This is a genomic window from Chryseobacterium sp. UNC8MFCol, from assembly GCF_000482305.1.
GTDB lineage: Bacteria > Bacteroidota > Bacteroidia > Flavobacteriales > Weeksellaceae > Chryseobacterium > Chryseobacterium indologenes.
This window is the reverse complement of sequence record NZ_AXUZ01000003.1, coordinates 38,912-56,209: the sequence shown is the minus strand read 5'-3', so window position 1 is coordinate 56,209 and position 17,298 is coordinate 38,912. Positions and strand designations below refer to the sequence as shown.

General features: G+C 36.9%; 12 protein-coding genes and 1 pseudogene. 9 read left to right on the top strand and 4 right to left on the bottom strand.

The features are described 5' to 3' along the window. Positions 1–49: 49 nt before the first annotated feature. The 5 genes from M030_RS0100235 (at position 50) to M030_RS0100215 (ending at position 8,650) form a co-directional block, all read left to right on the top strand. Positions 50–1,909, top strand: a complete 1,860-nt coding sequence (locus M030_RS0100235) for a glycoside hydrolase family 35 protein (protein WP_027371702.1) — start codon at positions 50–52, stop codon at positions 1,907–1,909. 147 nt (positions 1,910–2,056) lie between these two features. After that, positions 2,057–3,349 carry a phosphopyruvate hydratase gene (eno, locus tag M030_RS0100230; protein ID WP_027371701.1) on the top strand — a complete coding sequence of 431 codons (1,293 nt, stop codon included), beginning with the start codon at positions 2,057–2,059 and terminating at the stop codon, positions 3,347–3,349. Between the two features lie 81 nt (positions 3,350–3,430). Beyond that, a complete protein-coding gene (locus M030_RS0100225) occupies positions 3,431–4,717 on the top strand; it encodes a citrate synthase (RefSeq protein ID WP_027371700.1) in 1,287 nt (428 codons plus the stop codon). A gap of 616 nt (positions 4,718–5,333) precedes the next feature. Further along, the gene (locus M030_RS0100220; RefSeq protein ID WP_027371699.1) at positions 5,334–6,395 is read left to right on the top strand and encodes a helix-turn-helix domain-containing protein; all 1,062 of its coding nucleotides are present in this window, start codon (positions 5,334–5,336) and stop codon (positions 6,393–6,395) included. Between the two features lie 80 nt (positions 6,396–6,475). Then, positions 6,476–8,650 (top strand): outer membrane beta-barrel protein, encoded by a 2,175-nt coding sequence (locus M030_RS0100215; RefSeq protein WP_027371698.1) that lies wholly within the window; start codon positions 6,476–6,478, stop codon positions 8,648–8,650. A gap of 34 nt (positions 8,651–8,684) precedes the next feature. Here M030_RS0100215 and M030_RS25700 read toward each other — a convergent pair whose 3' ends face one another. Continuing rightward, positions 8,685–8,849 (bottom strand): hypothetical protein, encoded by a 165-nt coding sequence (locus M030_RS25700; protein ID WP_164464873.1) that lies wholly within the window; start codon positions 8,847–8,849, stop codon positions 8,685–8,687. Positions 8,850–9,333: 484 nt separating this feature from the next. Next, positions 9,334–9,501: a hypothetical protein gene (locus tag M030_RS25350; RefSeq protein ID WP_155857869.1), complete on the bottom strand. Its 168-nt coding sequence runs from the start codon at positions 9,499–9,501 to the stop codon at positions 9,334–9,336. A gap of 281 nt (positions 9,502–9,782) precedes the next feature. Here M030_RS25350 and M030_RS0100205 point away from each other — a divergent pair, with 281 nt between their 5' ends. The 4 genes and pseudogenes from M030_RS0100205 to M030_RS0100190 all read left to right on the top strand — a co-directional run bounded on the left by M030_RS0100205 (position 9,783) and on the right by M030_RS0100190 (position 14,021). Further along, positions 9,783–10,697, top strand: coding sequence for a dimethylarginine dimethylaminohydrolase family protein (locus M030_RS0100205; RefSeq protein ID WP_027371697.1), 915 nt, complete (start codon positions 9,783–9,785; stop codon positions 10,695–10,697). Positions 10,698–10,812: 115 nt separating this feature from the next. Then, positions 10,813–11,131, top strand: a pseudogene (locus tag M030_RS23485) (four helix bundle protein). 53 nt (positions 11,132–11,184) lie between these two features. Next, positions 11,185–12,108 (top strand): citrulline utilization hydrolase CtlX, encoded by a 924-nt coding sequence (ctlX, locus tag M030_RS0100195; RefSeq protein ID WP_027371696.1) that lies wholly within the window; start codon positions 11,185–11,187, stop codon positions 12,106–12,108. Between the two features lie 158 nt (positions 12,109–12,266). Further along, positions 12,267–14,021: a discoidin domain-containing protein gene (locus tag M030_RS0100190; protein ID WP_027371695.1), complete on the top strand. Its 1,755-nt coding sequence runs from the start codon at positions 12,267–12,269 to the stop codon at positions 14,019–14,021. A 38-nt stretch (positions 14,022–14,059) separates the two neighbouring features. Here the strand turns inward: M030_RS0100190 and M030_RS0100185 are convergent, their stop codons facing one another. Together M030_RS0100185 and M030_RS0100180 are read right to left on the bottom strand one after the other, a co-directional pair. After that, positions 14,060–14,920 carry an alpha/beta hydrolase gene (locus tag M030_RS0100185; protein ID WP_027371694.1) on the bottom strand — a complete coding sequence of 287 codons (861 nt, stop codon included), beginning with the start codon at positions 14,918–14,920 and terminating at the stop codon, positions 14,060–14,062. 82 nt (positions 14,921–15,002) lie between these two features. Further along, a complete protein-coding gene (locus M030_RS0100180) occupies positions 15,003–17,255 on the bottom strand; it encodes an outer membrane beta-barrel family protein (RefSeq protein ID WP_027371693.1) in 2,253 nt (750 codons plus the stop codon). Between the last annotated feature and the right edge of the window lie 43 nt (positions 17,256–17,298).

Below are 17,298 nucleotides of genomic sequence, written 5' to 3'. Positions count from 1 at the left end.
TTCAATATAATTTTTATTCTTTAATTTTACAAAAATCATGCCTTACAATATGAAAAATTTCAGCAGATATTTGTACATAATTCTTTTTATTTCCTCGTTTAATTTGATGTTTTCTCAGCAAGGAAATTTTCAAATCAAAAATGGTCTTTTTTTATTAAATGAGAAACCTTTTACCATTTATTCCGGAGAAATGCATTATCCGAGAGTTCCTTCCGAATATTGGAAACACAGGTTGCAAATGATGAAAGCCATGGGACTAAATACCGTGACGACTTATGTCTTTTGGAATTATCATGAAGAGGCTCCCGGAAAGTGGAACTTTTCCGGCGAAAAAGATTTGAAGAAATTTATAAAAACCGCCCAGGAAGTAGGGCTATATGTGATTATCCGTCCCGGCCCCTATGTTTGTGCAGAATGGGAATTCGGTGGCTATCCCTGGTGGTTGCAAAAAAATAGAAACCTGGAAATTAGAAGGGACAATAAAGCCTTTTTAGATGAATGTGAAAAGTATATTCAGCAGCTGGCCCGTCAGATCGTTCCGTTACAAATTGATAAAGGCGGACCGGTAATTATGGTTCAGGCAGAAAATGAATTCGGATCTTATGTGGCCCAAAGAAAAGATATTCCTTTAGACGAACATAGGAAATACAGCCACAAAATAAAAGATATGCTTATAAAAGCCGGAATTTCTGTCCCGCTTTTTACATCAGATGGAAGCTCCCTTTTTAAGGGAGGATCTATTGAAGGCGCACTGCCTACAGCAAACGGTGAAAGTGATATTGAGGCCTTAAAGAAAAGTATTGATGAATATCATGGAGGAAAGGGGCCCTATATGGTTGCAGAATATTATCCGGGATGGCTCGATCATTGGGCTGAGCCTTTTGTGAAAGTTTCTACAGAAGAAGTAGTGAAACAAACGGAACTGTACATCAAAAATGGAGTTTCTTTTAACTATTACATGATCCATGGCGGAACTAATTTCGGATTTACAAGCGGAGCCAATTATGATAAGAACCATGACATTCAGCCCGATATCACGAGCTATGATTATGATGCACCCATCAGCGAGTCAGGATGGGCCACTCCAAAGTATAAAGCCTTAAGGAATATCTTTTCGAAGGTAAGTAATAATACACTTCCGGAAGTTCCTGAACAGGTAAAATTAATCTCGATACCGGATATAAAAATTTCAAGGAAAACCGGCCTTTTTGATTTGCTTACGCATACTAAGCCGGTAATCAGTGACCAGCCCCAGACATTTGAAGACCTTAATTTTGGAAATGGTTATATGGTATACCGAAGAAAATTTGACAAAGCCTGGAAAGGAATTCTTGAAATAAAAGGACTCAGAGACTATGCTAATATATATGTAAATAAAGTCTGGAAAGGAGAGCTGAACAGGGTTGATAAAAAATATGATCTTGAAATAGATCTTAAAACAGGCGATCAGTTGGATATTGTTCTGGAAAATATGGGGAGAATTAATTATGGAGCTGAGATTGTCCACAATATAAAAGGAATGATAAGCCCGGTAAAAATAAACGGAACCTATATTTCGGGGGATTGGCAAATGTTTCCATTGCCTTTTGATACATTTCCAGTACAACAGGATCATTCAAATAATATCGCTGACCATTCGCCCGCGGTTCTGGAAGGAGAATTTACCCTTAAAGAAACCGGAGATACGTTCCTTGATATGAGAAAATTTGGTAAGGGCATTGTTTTTATTAACGGAAAGAATATCGGAAGGTATTGGAGCAAAGTAGGGCCGCAGCTCACTTTATATGTTCCCGGTGTATGGCTGAAAAAGGGAAAAAATACAATTCAGATTTTCGAACAGCTTTATGAAAATCAAAATACAATTCATTCCATTGATCATCCGATATTGGATCAGCTTGTCAAAAAATGATTTTTTAAAATTTACTATGATTTAAATAAGATGTCAGCCTGCTTATTAACTAAATTTTAACTTGCAATTGTTGCAAAAAGATATTCATGAAATACCCTTGAAAAGTTTAATTTTAGCTAAATTTGTATAAACTAAAAAAAATAAAAAATGAGTGCAATTTCTTACATAGAAGCAAGACAGATTTTGGATTCCAGAGGTAATCCTACCATTGAAGTAGACGTATTTACAGAAAACGGAGCAATGGGCCGTGCTGCTGTACCTTCAGGAGCATCTACAGGAGAACACGAAGCGGTGGAATTACGTGACGGAGGTTCAGAATACCAGGGAAAAGGAGTTCTGAAAGCTGTTGAAAATGTAAAAGAAGTAATTGCAGAGAATTTAGTAGGACAACCGGTTTTTGAACAAAACTATATCGATCAGATTATGATTGATCTTGACGGTACACCAAACAAAGGAAATCTTGGGGCGAATGCCATTTTAGGTGTTTCTCTTGCCGTAGCAAAAGCTGCCGCTGCAGAGCTGGGAATGCCTTTATATAAATATGTAGGAGGCGTAAATGCTAATACACTTCCTGTTCCAATGATGAATGTAATCAACGGGGGATCTCACTCTGATGCTCCAATTGCATTCCAGGAATTTATGATTATGCCGGTAAAAGCAGATTCTTTCTCTCATGCATTGAGAAAAGGAACTGAAATTTTCCACAACTTAAAATCCATTCTAAAAGGAAGAGGTCTTTCTACTGCAGTAGGGGACGAAGGTGGTTTTGCACCAACTTTCAACGGAACTGAAGACGCTCTGGATACTCTGCTTCAGGCAATCGAAAAAGCCGGTTATAAGCCTGGTGACGATATCATGCTGGCATTAGACTGTGCAGCTTCAGAATTCTATAAAGACGGAACTTATGATTACAGAAAATTCGAAGGCGACAAAGGAGCTCACAGATCAAGAGAAGAGCAGGTGTCTTACCTTGCTGAGCTGGCAGCTAAATATCCTATTATTTCTATCGAAGACGGTATGCAGGAAGATGACTGGGAAGGTTGGAAAATGTTAACTGATAAAATCGGTGACAGAGTACAACTGGTAGGTGATGATTTATTTGTAACCAACGTAGACAGACTGTCGAGAGGAGTACAAGAAGGAATTGCCAACTCAATCCTAGTAAAAGTAAACCAGATCGGTTCTCTTTCTGAAACTATGGCTGCTGTACAAATGGCCCAGAACAACAAATTCACTTCCGTAATGTCTCACAGATCAGGAGAAACTGAAGATGCTACGATTGCTGATCTGGCAGTGGCCATGAACTGTGGACAGATCAAAACAGGTTCAGCTTCAAGATCAGACAGAATGGCAAAATACAACCAGCTTTTAAGAATCGAAGAAGCGTTAGGTGAAACTGCTATTTTCCCAGGACTGGAAGCATTTAAAATCAAAAGATAATCGAATTTATAAATAACGGCAAGCGATAATTTTTGTTTGCCGTATTTTATGGAAAGTAGTATATTTAAAAAAAAATAAATAATGTCAGACAACAAAGTAATATTGAATTACGACGGTAATTCATATGAATATCCTATCGTGGATAGTACTATCGGAGACAGAGGGATTGATATTTCAAAATTAAGAGACCAGACAGGTTTAATCACTCTGGATTTAGGTTACAAAAATACAGGAGCTACCATTAGCGACATCACTTACTTAGACGGAGATAAAGGGGAATTATTCTACAGAGGTTATCCAATCGAGCAGATCGCGGAAAAATCTAACTTTACAGAAGTAATGTACCTTTTATTACATGGAGAATTACCTACTCAGGACCAATTTACTTCTTTCGAAAACAATATTAAAAAATATAACTTCATCGCAGATGAGATGAAAAAGATCATTGATGTTTTTCCTCGTTCTGCTCACCCTATGGGAGTTCTTTCTTCTATGACCTCTGCATTAACGGCTTTCAACCCAAAAGCAGTTAACGTAAACTCTAAAGAAGAAATGGATCATGCTGCTGAGCTAATGATCGCTAAATTCTCCCACCTTTGTGCATGGACGTACAGAAAAACTCAAGGTTTACCTTTAAACCACGGAGATAACAACTTAAACTATGTAGAAAACTTCTACAAAATGGCATTCAGATTACCAAATGCAGATTTCGAAATCGATCCGGTAGTTGTAAATGCTCTAGATAAATTATTAATCCTTCACGCTGATCACGAGCAAAACTGTTCTACTTCTACAGTAAGAATGGTAGGTTCTGCTCACACAGGCCTTTTCGCTTCTATTTCTGCCGGGGTATCTGCACTTTGGGGCCCACTTCACGGTGGTGCTAACCAGGCTGTTATCGAAATGCTTGAGCTTATCGAAAAAGATGGTGGTGACGTATCTAAATATGTTGCTAAAGCGAAAGATAAAGGAGATAGCTTCCGTCTAATGGGATTCGGACACAGAGTGTACAAAAACTTCGACCCAAGAGCAAAAATCATCAAGAAAGCTGCTGATGATATCCTTAAAGCTTTAGGTATCCAGGACAAAGCTCTTGATATTGCCATGCAGTTAGAAAGAGTAGCGCTTGAAGATGAGTACTTCGTAGAAAGAAAACTATATCCTAACGTCGACTTCTACTCTGGTATTATCTACAGAGCATTAGGAATTCCTACAGAAATGTTCACCGTAATGTTTGCTTTGGGAAGACTACCGGGATGGATCTCTCAGTGGAAAGAAATGAGACTGAAAGGAGACCCTATCGGAAGACCAAGACAGGTGTACCAAGGTGCTCAAGAAAGAAACTACATCGATATCGCAAGCAGATAATATTTGCTTATACCATATCAAAATCCCAAGGCTTGCTTTGGGATTTTTTGTTTCTAATATTCAGGAGCTGTTTCCTGCTATCCACTCATACTCCTCGCGCCAGTGCCAGCCCGGCGTTCAAGGCCTATTACGCTCCATTGCATGCTGCGGGGTAACCGTTCCTATCAGGGCTATGATATGAGTAATGATAGACAATATTAGTCTTATTTTTAATGTCAGGTATTCTGTTGATAAAGATCCCGAAGAAACAAACCAACATCTATGAAGATCTGAGGAATCTGTGGGAAAAAATACTATCAATTTCTTATTCATACAAACACTTACCTCGTATGCTCCATAAACCTTGTCATCCAATAGAAACGGGCTTTAGCCTGTTTAACAAATAAATCCCTGCCCATCGGCTTTAGCGGAAACCTATAAAAATATCAATAGATTTCTATAAAAAACCTACATATTCCTGAAATTCAATCCAATAAATTATTAAATTTACTTTCAACAGATACGACATCAAAAAGTTGATGCTTATTGACAAAATACATGTAAATCTTTTATGATGACCAGAGATTAATGCGTTTTGTGAGCCCATTTGTATGCAAAAAATAAAAATTAATAGAACATGACTTTCGGACAGCAGATGTTATTTTTCTTCAGTGCAGTAGGAGCTTTCAATGGGTTTTTGCTGGGGATTTATCTGTTGTATATTAAAAAACTAAAATACCTGCCTGATTTTTTTCTCGGCCTTCTTTTACTGATGTTAAGTATCAGAGTTGGGATTTCAGTAAGTATTTATTTCTATCCTGACTTACCGAGAATTATTCCCCACCTTGGATTATCTGCATTATTTTTTACAGGCCCGGCTCTCTATTATTACATTAAGTCTTCTTTTCAGCGGGAAGAATTTGATCAAAGAATGTGTCGGAGGATGTTTGGGCTATTAACCCTTATTTTAGGAGCTGTGGGGCTGCTTTATCTGTTTTTCCCGGTAACCTGGGATCATTATTTCGGTACATTTACTTATACGGTCTGGTCTGTATTTATAGTGTTGGCGGTCTATCAGTTTTATATTTCTTCCCGACAAAAGAACAAAAATAACAACCAGTTTGTTTTCCCTGTTTTACTCAGTAATGTCATTATCTTTTTAACCTATCAGCTGATCTCTACAGGTTGGGTACAAATCTATTGTGCAGGAGGAAGTCTGGTTTTTTCTTTTGTGCTGTATGCCAACTTCCTTATTTTATTCAATAAAAAATATCAGCAGATATCGACAAGAGAGCCTCATAAGTATTCCAATAAAAAAATACCGGACGAACAGGCGAATAATTTTACTTCAAAGCTGGAGCGGCTCATGCATTCCGAAGAACTCTATAAAAATCCAAATCTAAAATTAAGTGATCTGGCATCTATGATGAGTATGTCTTCCCATCAGCTTTCTCAACTATTGAATGACAACCTTGAGAAAAGTTTTTCCATCTACATCAATGAATACAGAATTGATGAAGCCTGCAAAATGATTGAAAGAGGTTCGTACCTGAAGATTGAAGAGATTGGCTATGAGGTCGGATTTAATTCAAAATCTACATTTTTCTCAACATTTAAGAAAATTAAAAATACAACCCCTCTTTTATATAAACAATCGCAAATACCCGTTGAACAACAATTCCAGAGTTCAAATTTATAATTCAGTACTGCGGAATTTAAACTTTAAAACCGCATTCTTACCCCAGGCCGATACTTTTGACTTCATAAAATATAAAGTTTATGATGATCAAATTATGGTTTCTTTTATTCCTGCTCTTTTTAACCATTTTTGGAAAGGCACAGGAGATTGTAAAAGAAAAAGCTTCGGACTCCCTCACTGAATCAAAGTCTTCAACAGCGAACATCGCAGAGGTTATTATAAAATCTGCTCCGAGGAGTATAAAGCTTAGTGATGGAAATACGGTCGTAGCAGTTTCCGGCAATAAAGACTTTAAGACTTCAACAAATCTTCTTGAAGTGTTGAGAAAAACGCCGGGAGTAACCGTAGACCAGGAAGAGGGCATTTTTATCGGAGGCAGGGTAACTCCTGCTATTTTTATCGATGGTAAACCTGTGGTCATGAGTACTCAGGAACTGCAGGCTTATCTACGGTCTTTAACACCTGAGGTGGTAGAATCAATAGAAGTTAATACCAATCCTTCCTCAAAATATGATGCGGAATTTAAAGGAATCATTGATATTAAATTAAAAAAGAATATCCATCTCGGATGGAAGGGAAATTATAATGGAAATATATATATCAATAAATTCAATTACAGAGAAAATACTTTAAACCTTTCCTATAATATCTCAAAGGCTGTTTTTACGATGCAGACCAGCTATAATGATGGCATTTCTAACTACCGTTATAATGCTTTACAACGATTAGCAAATACCAATGTGATGCGCACAAATACAAAACAAAAAGAAAATGCCGGTGTGTATAATATTTTGGTAGGTGCAGATTTCACATTAAATGATAATAATAGATTGGGGATCAATGTAAGAGGCAATTTTCGGGATAATGATCGTCTTCGTTCCGGATCATTATACACTACTGACAAAAATGAAACTCAATTGGTTTTTCATACTACAAGTGAAAACCCTTCAGACTATGTACAGAATAATTATGGTATTACAGCCGATTATTCTTTTCAAAACAAGGGATTAACAATTAATTTTCTCGGAAACTATCTTGCAGTTAAAAACAAACAGAAAGATGACTTTATCAACAGAGATCAACCTACATCTGATCTTTTATCATATTGGAAGTCTGACCTCGTTAATAAGATAGATATCTACACCACACAGATGGATGCATCTCAAAAAATAGGAAATGCAGACATTGAAATGGGAATTAAGTACAGCTATTCAGATACCAGCAACAATATCAGATATGATACTTTATCTGCCGGAGGACAGTTTGTATTCGACCCCGACAGGAGTAATGTATTTTCCTATAAAGAGAAAATATTGGCTGGTTATTTAGCATATAGACAAAAGTTTGGGGCACTTCAGATGAATGCAGGGTTAAGACTTGAGAATACGAACAGCATTTCTGATGCAGTCAGTGTAGATTCTATTGTTACCCGAAACTACTTGGAATGGCTGCCTTCCTTTAGCGCGAATTATACATTCAGTAAATCCAGTGAAATTTCCCTTTCTTACAGCAGAAAAATGACCAGACCTATTTTCTCCCAGCTTAATCCGTTCAGGTTTTATTTTAGCCCTTTGAACTACTGGATAGGAAATCCCTACCTGCAACCTTCTTTCACCAGCCAGATCAAAGCAACCTATCGCTATAAAAACTGGATTACAAGTTTTAGTATAGGAAAAGAGAAAGATGTAATGACGCGTTATCCTATTTATAATCCCGAAACAAATGTTTTAGAATACCTGGGAACCAATATGCCTTACAGGAATTTTGCTGTTTTAGAAACCACTTTCCCGTTGAAAATGACAAAATGGTGGAATCTCACTACCCAGATTACGGGATATTACAATAAAGAATTCAGGCCCTACCTTGGAGACGTCTTTGCACTTGATATTTATAATTATGACATAAGGTTAAACCAGGTTTTTACTTTACCCAAAGGATATACAGTGAATCTGTTCGCAAATTATGAATCAAAATCAGGGAACAGTCTCTACATGATCAAGCCACGGTACACCGTAGACTTGTCACTTCAAAAATCATGGTTAGATAATCAGCTTAATACAAAAATTGGGTATAACAACATCTTTGATTCTTATGACCAAAGCCTGGAGTTCAGGCATAAGCAGATTATGGATAATAAGTTTACGCATTGGTGGGATAGCAGTAGACTATTTATTTCGTTGAGTTATCATTTTGGAAGTTCTGTATATCAGGTAAAAGAATTTCAGAAGACAGAAGAAGAACACAGGACAAGATAAAAGAAAACCTGCTTGAAAAAGCAGGTTGAATATTTTATGGGCAAACACAGTTTCCGCATGTCCAGATTCTGCAGCTACCATCCTCATTCCATTCGCAGCAGTAATCAGGGGGTCTGTTTATGCTTCCTCCTGTAATTGATTTTTGTTGCTCTCTCCTTAATTTTTGTGCATTTTTAAGCGTCGGATTGTTCTTGTTCATGATTTTTTGTTTTTGATGTTAATAGATTGTTAGGTTGTCATATTTTTATGGGCATTGACATCTATCACAGGTATAGATAAGGCATTTTCCTGAAGGATCCCATTCACAGCATCTTTTTCCTGCTGAGATTCCTATTCCGCCTACTAATTTTTTTTGTTGCTCTCTTTCTAATTTTTGTGCGTGTTTTAGCACAGAATTGTTCTTGTTCATGATTTTGTTGTTTTGATGTTGATAGTTTAGTTTAATTATTTTATAATCTTGCAAAATTATATCCCTAATTTATGAATTTATTTTGAATTTAAACGAAAAATTTATCATTATGCATCTGGAATATAGTAAGTTGTGAAAATGTGTAAAAATATTTTTTTGTCTTCATTGTTAAAACAAGAGGAATTCTCGACACTCGGGAGTGTTTCTTTGATAATTCAGAAGGGTTATAATAAATAATAAAGCCGTCTCATCATATGAAACGGCTTACTTCATGTTACGGGCAGTTACATCTGCCGCATATCCAGAGGAAACATGTTCCGGTGGCATCATCCCACTCGCAGCATTTTTTAGTTCCAGGCATAAATTCACCTCCGATGATTGTTTTTTGCTGGTCTCGTCCCAGCTTTTGTGCGTTTTTCAGCACATAATTTCTCTTGTTCATGACTTTGTTTTTTTTGATGTTAATAGTAAAGTTTTATGAAGTATAATTTCTCGAGAATTATATCCCTAATGTAGGAAGTTGTTTTTACTTTTTCAGCAAATCCGGGATTCTTACGTAGATGAAATATAGTTAGTTATAGATGGTTAGGAACCTTTGGTGACTGATTTTGTTAAAAAATATGAAAAGATAAGCCCGCTACCCATCAAATTTATACATAAAATAATCCAAAAGTTTTATAGATAGAGACCTTTACTTATATTTGTAGTATTGCATAAATCTTTATGAAACTAAACATTAAAAACGAAACGGGGAGGCTGAAGTCAGTAGTTCTAGGCCAGCCTAATTCACTGGGACCGGTTCCCACGCTAGAGGAAAGTTATGACGCCAAGTCATATTACTCAATCGAACACAACATTTATCCTAAAGAAGCGGATATCATCAATGAGATGAATGCTTTTGAAGCAGTTTTAAAAAAGTATAACGTTGAAGTGCTTCGTCCAAGTATTATCCAGGATTACAACCAGGTTTTTTCAAGAGATGTAGCCTTCGTTATTGATGATAAAATGATTATTTCCAACGTGATCGCCGACAGAGCAGACGAACAGGAAGCCTACAAAAGTGTTTTTGAAAAAGTGGCCTGGAGAAAAATTATCAATCTTCCGGAAACAGCACATATCGAAGGCGGAGATGTCATTGTATGGAACGATTTTCTTTTTATAGGAACTTGCTTCAGCGAAGACTACAGAAACTATAAAACGGCCAGAACCAACGAATATGCGATCGAAATTTTAAAAGAATATTTTCCCAAGAAAAGAATCATTGATCTTGAACTAAAGAAGAATGACAAAGTTCCTTTTGAAGGTATTCTTCATCTTGACTGTACTTTCAATCCTGTGGGTGAAGACAAATGTATTATCTATAAAAACGGATTTGTTGATGAAAGTGATTACCGATTAATTATTGATATTTTCGGAGAAGAAAACTGTTTCCATATCAATGATGAAGAAATGTTTGAAATGTTCCCGAATATTTTCTCTATTTCCCCTGAAGTAGTTGTTTCAGACAAAGCATTTACAAGAATGAACAACCATTTAAGAAACGAGTGGGGAATGACCGTTGAAGAAATCCCGTACAGAGAAATTTCTAAAATGGGAGGATTGCTGAGATGTTCCACAATGCCTCTGGTGAGAGAGTAGCTGAGTTAGAGTGTCGGAGAGTTTTAGAGTGGGGAAAAGGAGTTGTCTAATATTAACTGATAAATTATGTCAACAATTAAATTTCATCAGGATTTAAAAGTTTATCAAAAGTCTTTTGAAACAGCACAACAAATTGATAAACTCTCAATTTTTTCCCAAAGTAGAATTATACACTTTAACAGATCAGATCAGGAGATCATCAAGATCAGTTTCTGCGAATATAAGTGAAGCTTGGGGAAAAAGATTCAGAGGGTGAAGCAAGAGAAACTCAAACATGGCTCCAATTTGCATATGCTTGCTGTTACATTAATGTAGAGCAATATAATGATTCACACAGACAATATAATCAAATAATAGGAATGTTAGTAAATATGACGGGTCAGTCAGAAAAATGGTGTTCATTCTCATCAATTAAAAAAGATGACGAGAATTGATAGTAAATCATATCTCAGACTCTCAAATACTAGCACCCTCAAACTAAATAAAAATGCAAACAACAGATACCGTATTAATGATAGAGCCGATAGCATTCGGTTACAACGCAGAAACTGCAGAAAATAATTATTTTCAGGTTGAACAGACAGGTTCAGATATTCAGTCAAAGGCATTGGCAGAGTTCAATACTTTTGTAGGAAAGCTGAGAAGTAAAGGGATTAATGTGATCAGTATAAAAGACACATTAGATCCCCATACTCCGGATTCTATTTTTCCTAACAACTGGGTGAGCTTTCACAAAGATGGAAAAGTTGTTTTATATCCGATGTTTGCTTCCAACAGGAGAGTGGAAAGAAGGGATGATATTATTGAAACCATCAAAGCACAAGGGTTTGAAGTCGCTGAAATTGATGATTGGTCCTTTCCTGAGACCCAAGGGCATTTTCTTGAAGGTACGGGAAGTATGATCTTCGATCACGATAACAAAATAGCATATGGTTCAATTTCTCTGAGATTAGACGAAAATTTATTCAGAGAATTCTGTGCAAAATATAATTTTACACCGGTCGTTTTCCATTCTTTTCAGACAGTAGGAGCAGAAAGACTTCCCATTTATCACACCAATGTCATGATGTGTGTCGCAGACAAGTTTGTCGTAATCTGCCTTGACTGTATTGATGATGAGCTGGAAAGAGAGAAGGTGATTGAAACCATCAAAAACTCAGGAAAAGAAATCATAGAAATCTCCGAAGAACAGATGCAGCAGTTTGCAGGAAATATGCTTCAGGTTCAGAATAAAGACGGCGAAAAATTCCTGGTAATGAGCCAGACGGCATACCAGTCCTTAACGAAGGAACAGGTAGCAGCTGTTGAAAAATACTGCGAAATTATTTATTCAGATCTTAACACAATTGAAGTAAACGGAGGCGGAAGTGCAAGATGTATGCTTGCTGAAGTGTTTCTGCCAAAAAAATAATTATCAGTAACAACCTTACATATTCTTCTGACTTTGGAAACAGAGTCAGAAGTTTTTTTTTGATAAGACTGAGCCATGTCAATTTCTTTCTTGATAGTATTGCCTTGATGAAACCCAAAAAAGTTAGCTAACTTTGCCTTAATCTTTAAAATCTAAAAATGAGACAATACTTTCTGTCAATAGCTATTTTCCTTGGAATTGTAATAGGTGCCCAGCAGAAGACATTCTGTAATCCCATCAATATTGATTATGGCTATACGCCGTTTGAAGCCTTTTCGAAACAAGGGAAACACCGTGCTACAGCAGATCCGGTAATTGTTAATTTTAAAAATAAACTTTTCCTTTTCTCCACCAACCAGGAGGGATATTGGTATAGTGATGATATGCTGGACTGGAAATTTGTCAAAAGAAAATTTCTCAGAGATAATAAATATATTCACGATCTTAATGCTCCGGCCGTCTGGGCCATGAAAGATACATTGTATGTTTTCGGTTCAACATGGGAGCAGGATTTCCCGATCTGGAAAAGTACAAATCCTACTAAAGACGATTGGAAAATTGCCGTGGATACCTTAAAAGTAGGTGCCTGGGATCCGGCGTTCCATTATGATGAAGATAAAAATAAACTTTATCTCTATTGGGGATCCAGCAATGAATGGCCGCTATTGGGAACTGAAGTCAAAGTAAAGACTCTTCAGTCAGAAGGTTTTGTAAAGCCTATCCTCAGATTAAAGCCGGAAGACCATGGTTGGGAAAGATTTGGGGAGTACAATGATAATGTTTTTCTGCAGCCTTTTGTAGAAGGAGCATGGATGACAAAGCATAACGGAAAATATTATATGCAGTACGGAGCTCCAGCCACTGAATTCAGTGGGTATTCGGATGGAGTATATGTGAGTAAAAGTCCTTTGGAAGGCTTCGAATATCAGCAGCACAACCCTTTTTCATACAAACCGGGAGGTTTTGCCAGAGGAGCAGGGCACGGTGCTACTTTTGAGGATAACTTTAAAAACTGGTGGCACGTTTCCACTATTTTTATTTCCACCAAAAATAATTTTGAAAGAAGACTTGGAATCTGGCCGGCTGGTTTTGATAAAGATGACATAATGTATTGCAACACAGCGTATGGAGATTATCCGACCTACCTTCCCCAATATGCACAAGGAAAGGATTTTAGCAAAGGACTTTTTGCCGGATGGATGTTACTGAACTATAACAAACCCGTGCAGGTTTCTTCTACATTGGGAAGTTACCAGCCCAATTTTGCAGTAGATGAAGATATTAAAACCTACTGGAGCGCAAAAACCGGAAACACCGGAGAATGGTTCCAGACTGATCTTGGGGAGACTTCAACGATCAATGCCATTCAGATCAACTATGCAGATCAGGATGCTGAGTTTATGGGGAAAACTTCAGGAAAAATGCATCAGTACAAAATCTACGGATCTGATGACGGTAAAAAATGGAAAGTATTAGTAGATAAAAGTAAAAATACCAAAGATGTTCCGCATGATTATATCGAACTGGAAAAGCCAGCCTCCGCAAGATTTCTTAAGATGGAAAATCTGAAAATGCCTACCGGAAAATTTGCCTTAAGCGGCTTCAGGGTATTTGGAAAGGGAGCAGGAGAACAACCTAAGAAGGTTGAAGGCTTTGTTCCGTTAAGAGCCGATCCTAAAAAATATGGTGAAAGAAGAAGTATCTGGATGAAATGGCAACAAAATCCTGAAGCAGACGGATACGTCATCTATTGGGGGAAATCACCGGATAAATTATATGGCAGCATCATGGTATACGGAAAGAATGAGTATTTCTTTACGGGTGCTGACAGAGCAGATGCTTATTATTTTCAGATTGAAGCCTTTAATGCCAACGGAATGTCGGAAAGAACAGAGGTTTTTAGATCAGAATAAATAATTCTTTTATAAACACACTTTGATTTATCAGGGTGTTATTTATTATCAGCCTTTTGTAGAAATGATTTTATACCATCGATGAGAACAACATCGTTTGGTGATTTGTCCCAATCCAGATGGCCGCCATTGAATTCATAAAACTCATGCAGTACATTATTTCTGGACAAAACAGAATCGAGTATTTTTCCCCGGCCGGATGGAATGACCCGATCGTTCTTTCCGTAATAAGATAGAGTAGGAGGTGATTCTTTTGTAATCCAGTATACAGGACTGGCCACCTCGATATCTGAAATTCCGGCTTTTGGAAAATGAGGATCTACAAGCTGTCTTTCTACAAAGGAGTATTCCTGATAATTTTTAAAACCGGAATCGGAAAGATCTGCCGGTCCGACAATATTGATAACTGCTTTAACTTTTTTCAAAAGGTCACACTTGTAAGCGTATAACATGGATAAATGGCCGCCGGCACTGTTTCCCAATAGGATCAGTTGAGGAGAGTAATGAAGTTTGTTCTCCAAAAAAGAAACCACATGGCCGATATCGTCTGTCTGATTGGGCAAGGCATATTCAGTTTCAGAAGCAAGCCGGTAATTCATATTAACAAAAATGTGACTGGGAAACTGCTTCATCAATGATAAGGCAAAGAATGTCAGCTGTGATTTATTTCCGGCACGCCAGCCACCTCCATGGATCATGATAAAAGCCTTTGTGTTTTCGGTGATTTTTTTATGAGGAATATAAAGATCCATGGTTTGTCCGGAATGTGGGCCATATGAAATGTTTTCTTCTTTATCAAAACCGACCTTATTATCAAAACTAATCTTTTTGTCTTTGCAGTTTATTAAAAGAAGAAATAAGGTGGTCAATAAAAGTGTTCCGATCAACCTTTTTTTCATACCATTAAAGATAAAAAACCCGTTGAGATCTCAACGGGTTTGTGTACAAAATAATTGATTTAAATATGAAGAAAGATAATTTCTATCTTGTTCTGCTTTTAATAGAGTCTGATGCCCCTTCAATGTCTCTTACCTTTTTCACCTTCTGATTTCCAAAGTTGTAGGTAAGGCTTACCATGATGTTCCTTGGGTACTGGTTTTGGTGTACATAATTGTAGTTTCCATTGGCCTGGTAATCTTCGATCTTAACAATATTTGTTCTTAAAATATCATTAAGATTCACTGCGAAAGTCCAGTCATTCCAGGTTTTCTTTATACTAAGGTCTAAACTCATCAGGCTTTTTAATTGACCGAGCTCAATTTGTTGCTTATCTATATAGAAATAATTAATTCCCAGGAACCACGTTTTCTTTTTATCAAGACGGATGGTATTATTGGTCTGGATCAAAAGACTCGTAGATTTTATATTATTAGTATATACAATAAACTGGCCATCTTTATTTTTAAAGCGATCTCCTGTTGTAGGATCGGTATCCAGGCTTCCGTTGTTGATGTTATGCTGAAGTCCGATATTAAAGTTGGTGGTCCAGTATTGTTTGAAGAATGACTTTTGAATTCCAAACATGGCAGACATTTCCTGTCTGTCTCCGAAATTGGTTCTGATGTATCTCAATACAGGGTTTGATCCAACGGTTCCATCCGGAGATACAGGATAGCCCTGCAACGGTACCTGGGTAATAGCATCCTTAAAATAAGAATGGTTTAAAATCAGGAAATATGAATTTTTATACATATAGGTAAGTTCCTGATTGTAGGTAGACGAGGCTTTTACAAAAGGGTTATTCTGTGTATAATTATAATCTGTAAGGATGTTTTTTACCGGGTTGATTTCCCAGAAGCTCGGTCTTCTCATTCTGCTGGAGAAGGAATAGGAGATATTGTTTTTTTCATTAATTGCGTAGTTGAAACTCAGGTAAGGAAGAAAGTTATTATAATTTCTTTCAATTCTTTTCAGATCTTCAGTGGCTGCATTGTCAGAAGTTCCCAGGCTGTTTGTGATCTCATATCTGGCACCAATTTTTCCGGAAAATTTATCAGAAAATTTCTTTTCTGCCGTTACATACAATCCATAGATATTTTCGTCATAAATAAAGTGATTCGGTTTTGGATCAGGGTTTTTTGCCGGATCATAAAAGTAAGTTATGTTTTTAGAATCGTTATCAGTTTTTGTCCTGTTATAATTTCCTCCTACTGAAATGGTCAGGTCATTTTTAAATTTCTGGATATAATCAACCATCCCTGAGAAGTTATTAATAATCTGAGGAAGGTCCTGGAATACCTGAGTGGTCATATCTTTAATGTCTCCATTACTATTTGAGGCATACGTCCTGTTGTCGGTAAACTGAAATCTTTTATAATTCAGGTAAGCGGCATTCACATTCAATTTACTCCCCAGAGAATCCGTTTTTAATTCATAGTTTAAGTTCAGAGAATTATTGTATGTTCTGGCATCTTCTTTATTTTTTGACCAGGTATAAACCGTGTTGTTGCCGTTTTTTATGGTATTGAATAAACTTACAGTTGAGTTGTAGCTTTTATTGGCCCATGTATTCCAGGAAAGAGCAAGGTTACTTTTATCTGTCAATTGGTAATCAATGTTGAGGTAGCCACCTATGTTTTTGTTTGGATCATCGATGTCTCCTACAGATTCATTGGAAGTATCTGCAGTTCCGTTTCTCAATACATATCTTTGTGCCTGAATATTTTCACCACCATTAAGGTTGGCGCTGATGGCCAGTTTATCTTTTCTGTAATTGGCAGAGAAGCTTGCCTGGCTGGCATTGTATTTACTTTGTGTGTTTGAAAACCTCATATTTCCGTTAAGTCCGTCACTCATCTTTTTCTTTAATACGATATTGATGATTCCGTCTGAAGATTCTACCTGATATTCACTGCCGGGAACTGTAATAACTTCAATTTTCTGAATGTTTTCAGCAGGTGTATTTTTGAGGAACTGAACCAGAGATTCTGCATCCATATTTGTTTTTCTGCCGTTGATATAGATGAGGGCATTATTTTTTCCTGCAATCTTTAATGTTTTGTCATCTGTTGAAGATAACAAAGGAGTTTGTTTAAGGAGGTCAAAAGTAGTATTTCCCTTAGCAACAGGCGATGCAGCAACATCATATACAAAACGGTCGCTTTGTTTCTTGAATACCTGTTTAGTGAGGGTAATTCCTTCTATATTTTTTGTTTTTGCCGTGTCGGATTTCTTTTCCTGAGCTAATGCAAAGGTTCCGAAGATGACAGCCATTGACAAAAGGATACGTTTCATGTTTGTTTTTTTTTAAGAGTGGTTGAATGATATAGTTTTATGA

What these genes read in the sequence shown, in the direction of transcription:
- M030_RS0100205 (WP_027371697.1), top strand. Translation starts at nt 9,783, where the DNA reads ATGAAACTAAACATTAAAAACGAAACGGGGAGGCTGAAGTCAGTAGTT.
- M030_RS0100225 (WP_027371700.1), top strand. Translation starts at nt 3,431, where the DNA reads ATGTCAGACAACAAAGTAATATTGAATTACGACGGTAATTCATATGAA.
- M030_RS0100185 (WP_027371694.1), bottom strand. Translation starts at nt 14,920, where the DNA reads ATGAAAAAAAGGTTGATCGGAACACTTTTATTGACCACCTTATTTCTT.
- eno (WP_027371701.1), top strand. Translation starts at nt 2,057, where the DNA reads ATGAGTGCAATTTCTTACATAGAAGCAAGACAGATTTTGGATTCCAGA.
- M030_RS0100215 (WP_027371698.1), top strand. Translation starts at nt 6,476, where the DNA reads ATGATGATCAAATTATGGTTTCTTTTATTCCTGCTCTTTTTAACCATT.
- M030_RS0100180 (WP_027371693.1), bottom strand. Translation starts at nt 17,255, where the DNA reads ATGAAACGTATCCTTTTGTCAATGGCTGTCATCTTCGGAACCTTTGCA.
- M030_RS25350 (WP_155857869.1), bottom strand. Translation starts at nt 9,501, where the DNA reads ATGAACAAGAGAAATTATGTGCTGAAAAACGCACAAAAGCTGGGACGA.
- M030_RS25700 (WP_164464873.1), bottom strand. Translation starts at nt 8,849, where the DNA reads ATGAACAAGAACAATCCGACGCTTAAAAATGCACAAAAATTAAGGAGA.
- M030_RS0100220 (WP_027371699.1), top strand. Translation starts at nt 5,334, where the DNA reads ATGACTTTCGGACAGCAGATGTTATTTTTCTTCAGTGCAGTAGGAGCT.
- ctlX (WP_027371696.1), top strand. Translation starts at nt 11,185, where the DNA reads ATGCAAACAACAGATACCGTATTAATGATAGAGCCGATAGCATTCGGT.
- M030_RS0100235 (WP_027371702.1), top strand. Translation starts at nt 50, where the DNA reads ATGAAAAATTTCAGCAGATATTTGTACATAATTCTTTTTATTTCCTCG.
- M030_RS0100190 (WP_027371695.1), top strand. Translation starts at nt 12,267, where the DNA reads ATGAGACAATACTTTCTGTCAATAGCTATTTTCCTTGGAATTGTAATA.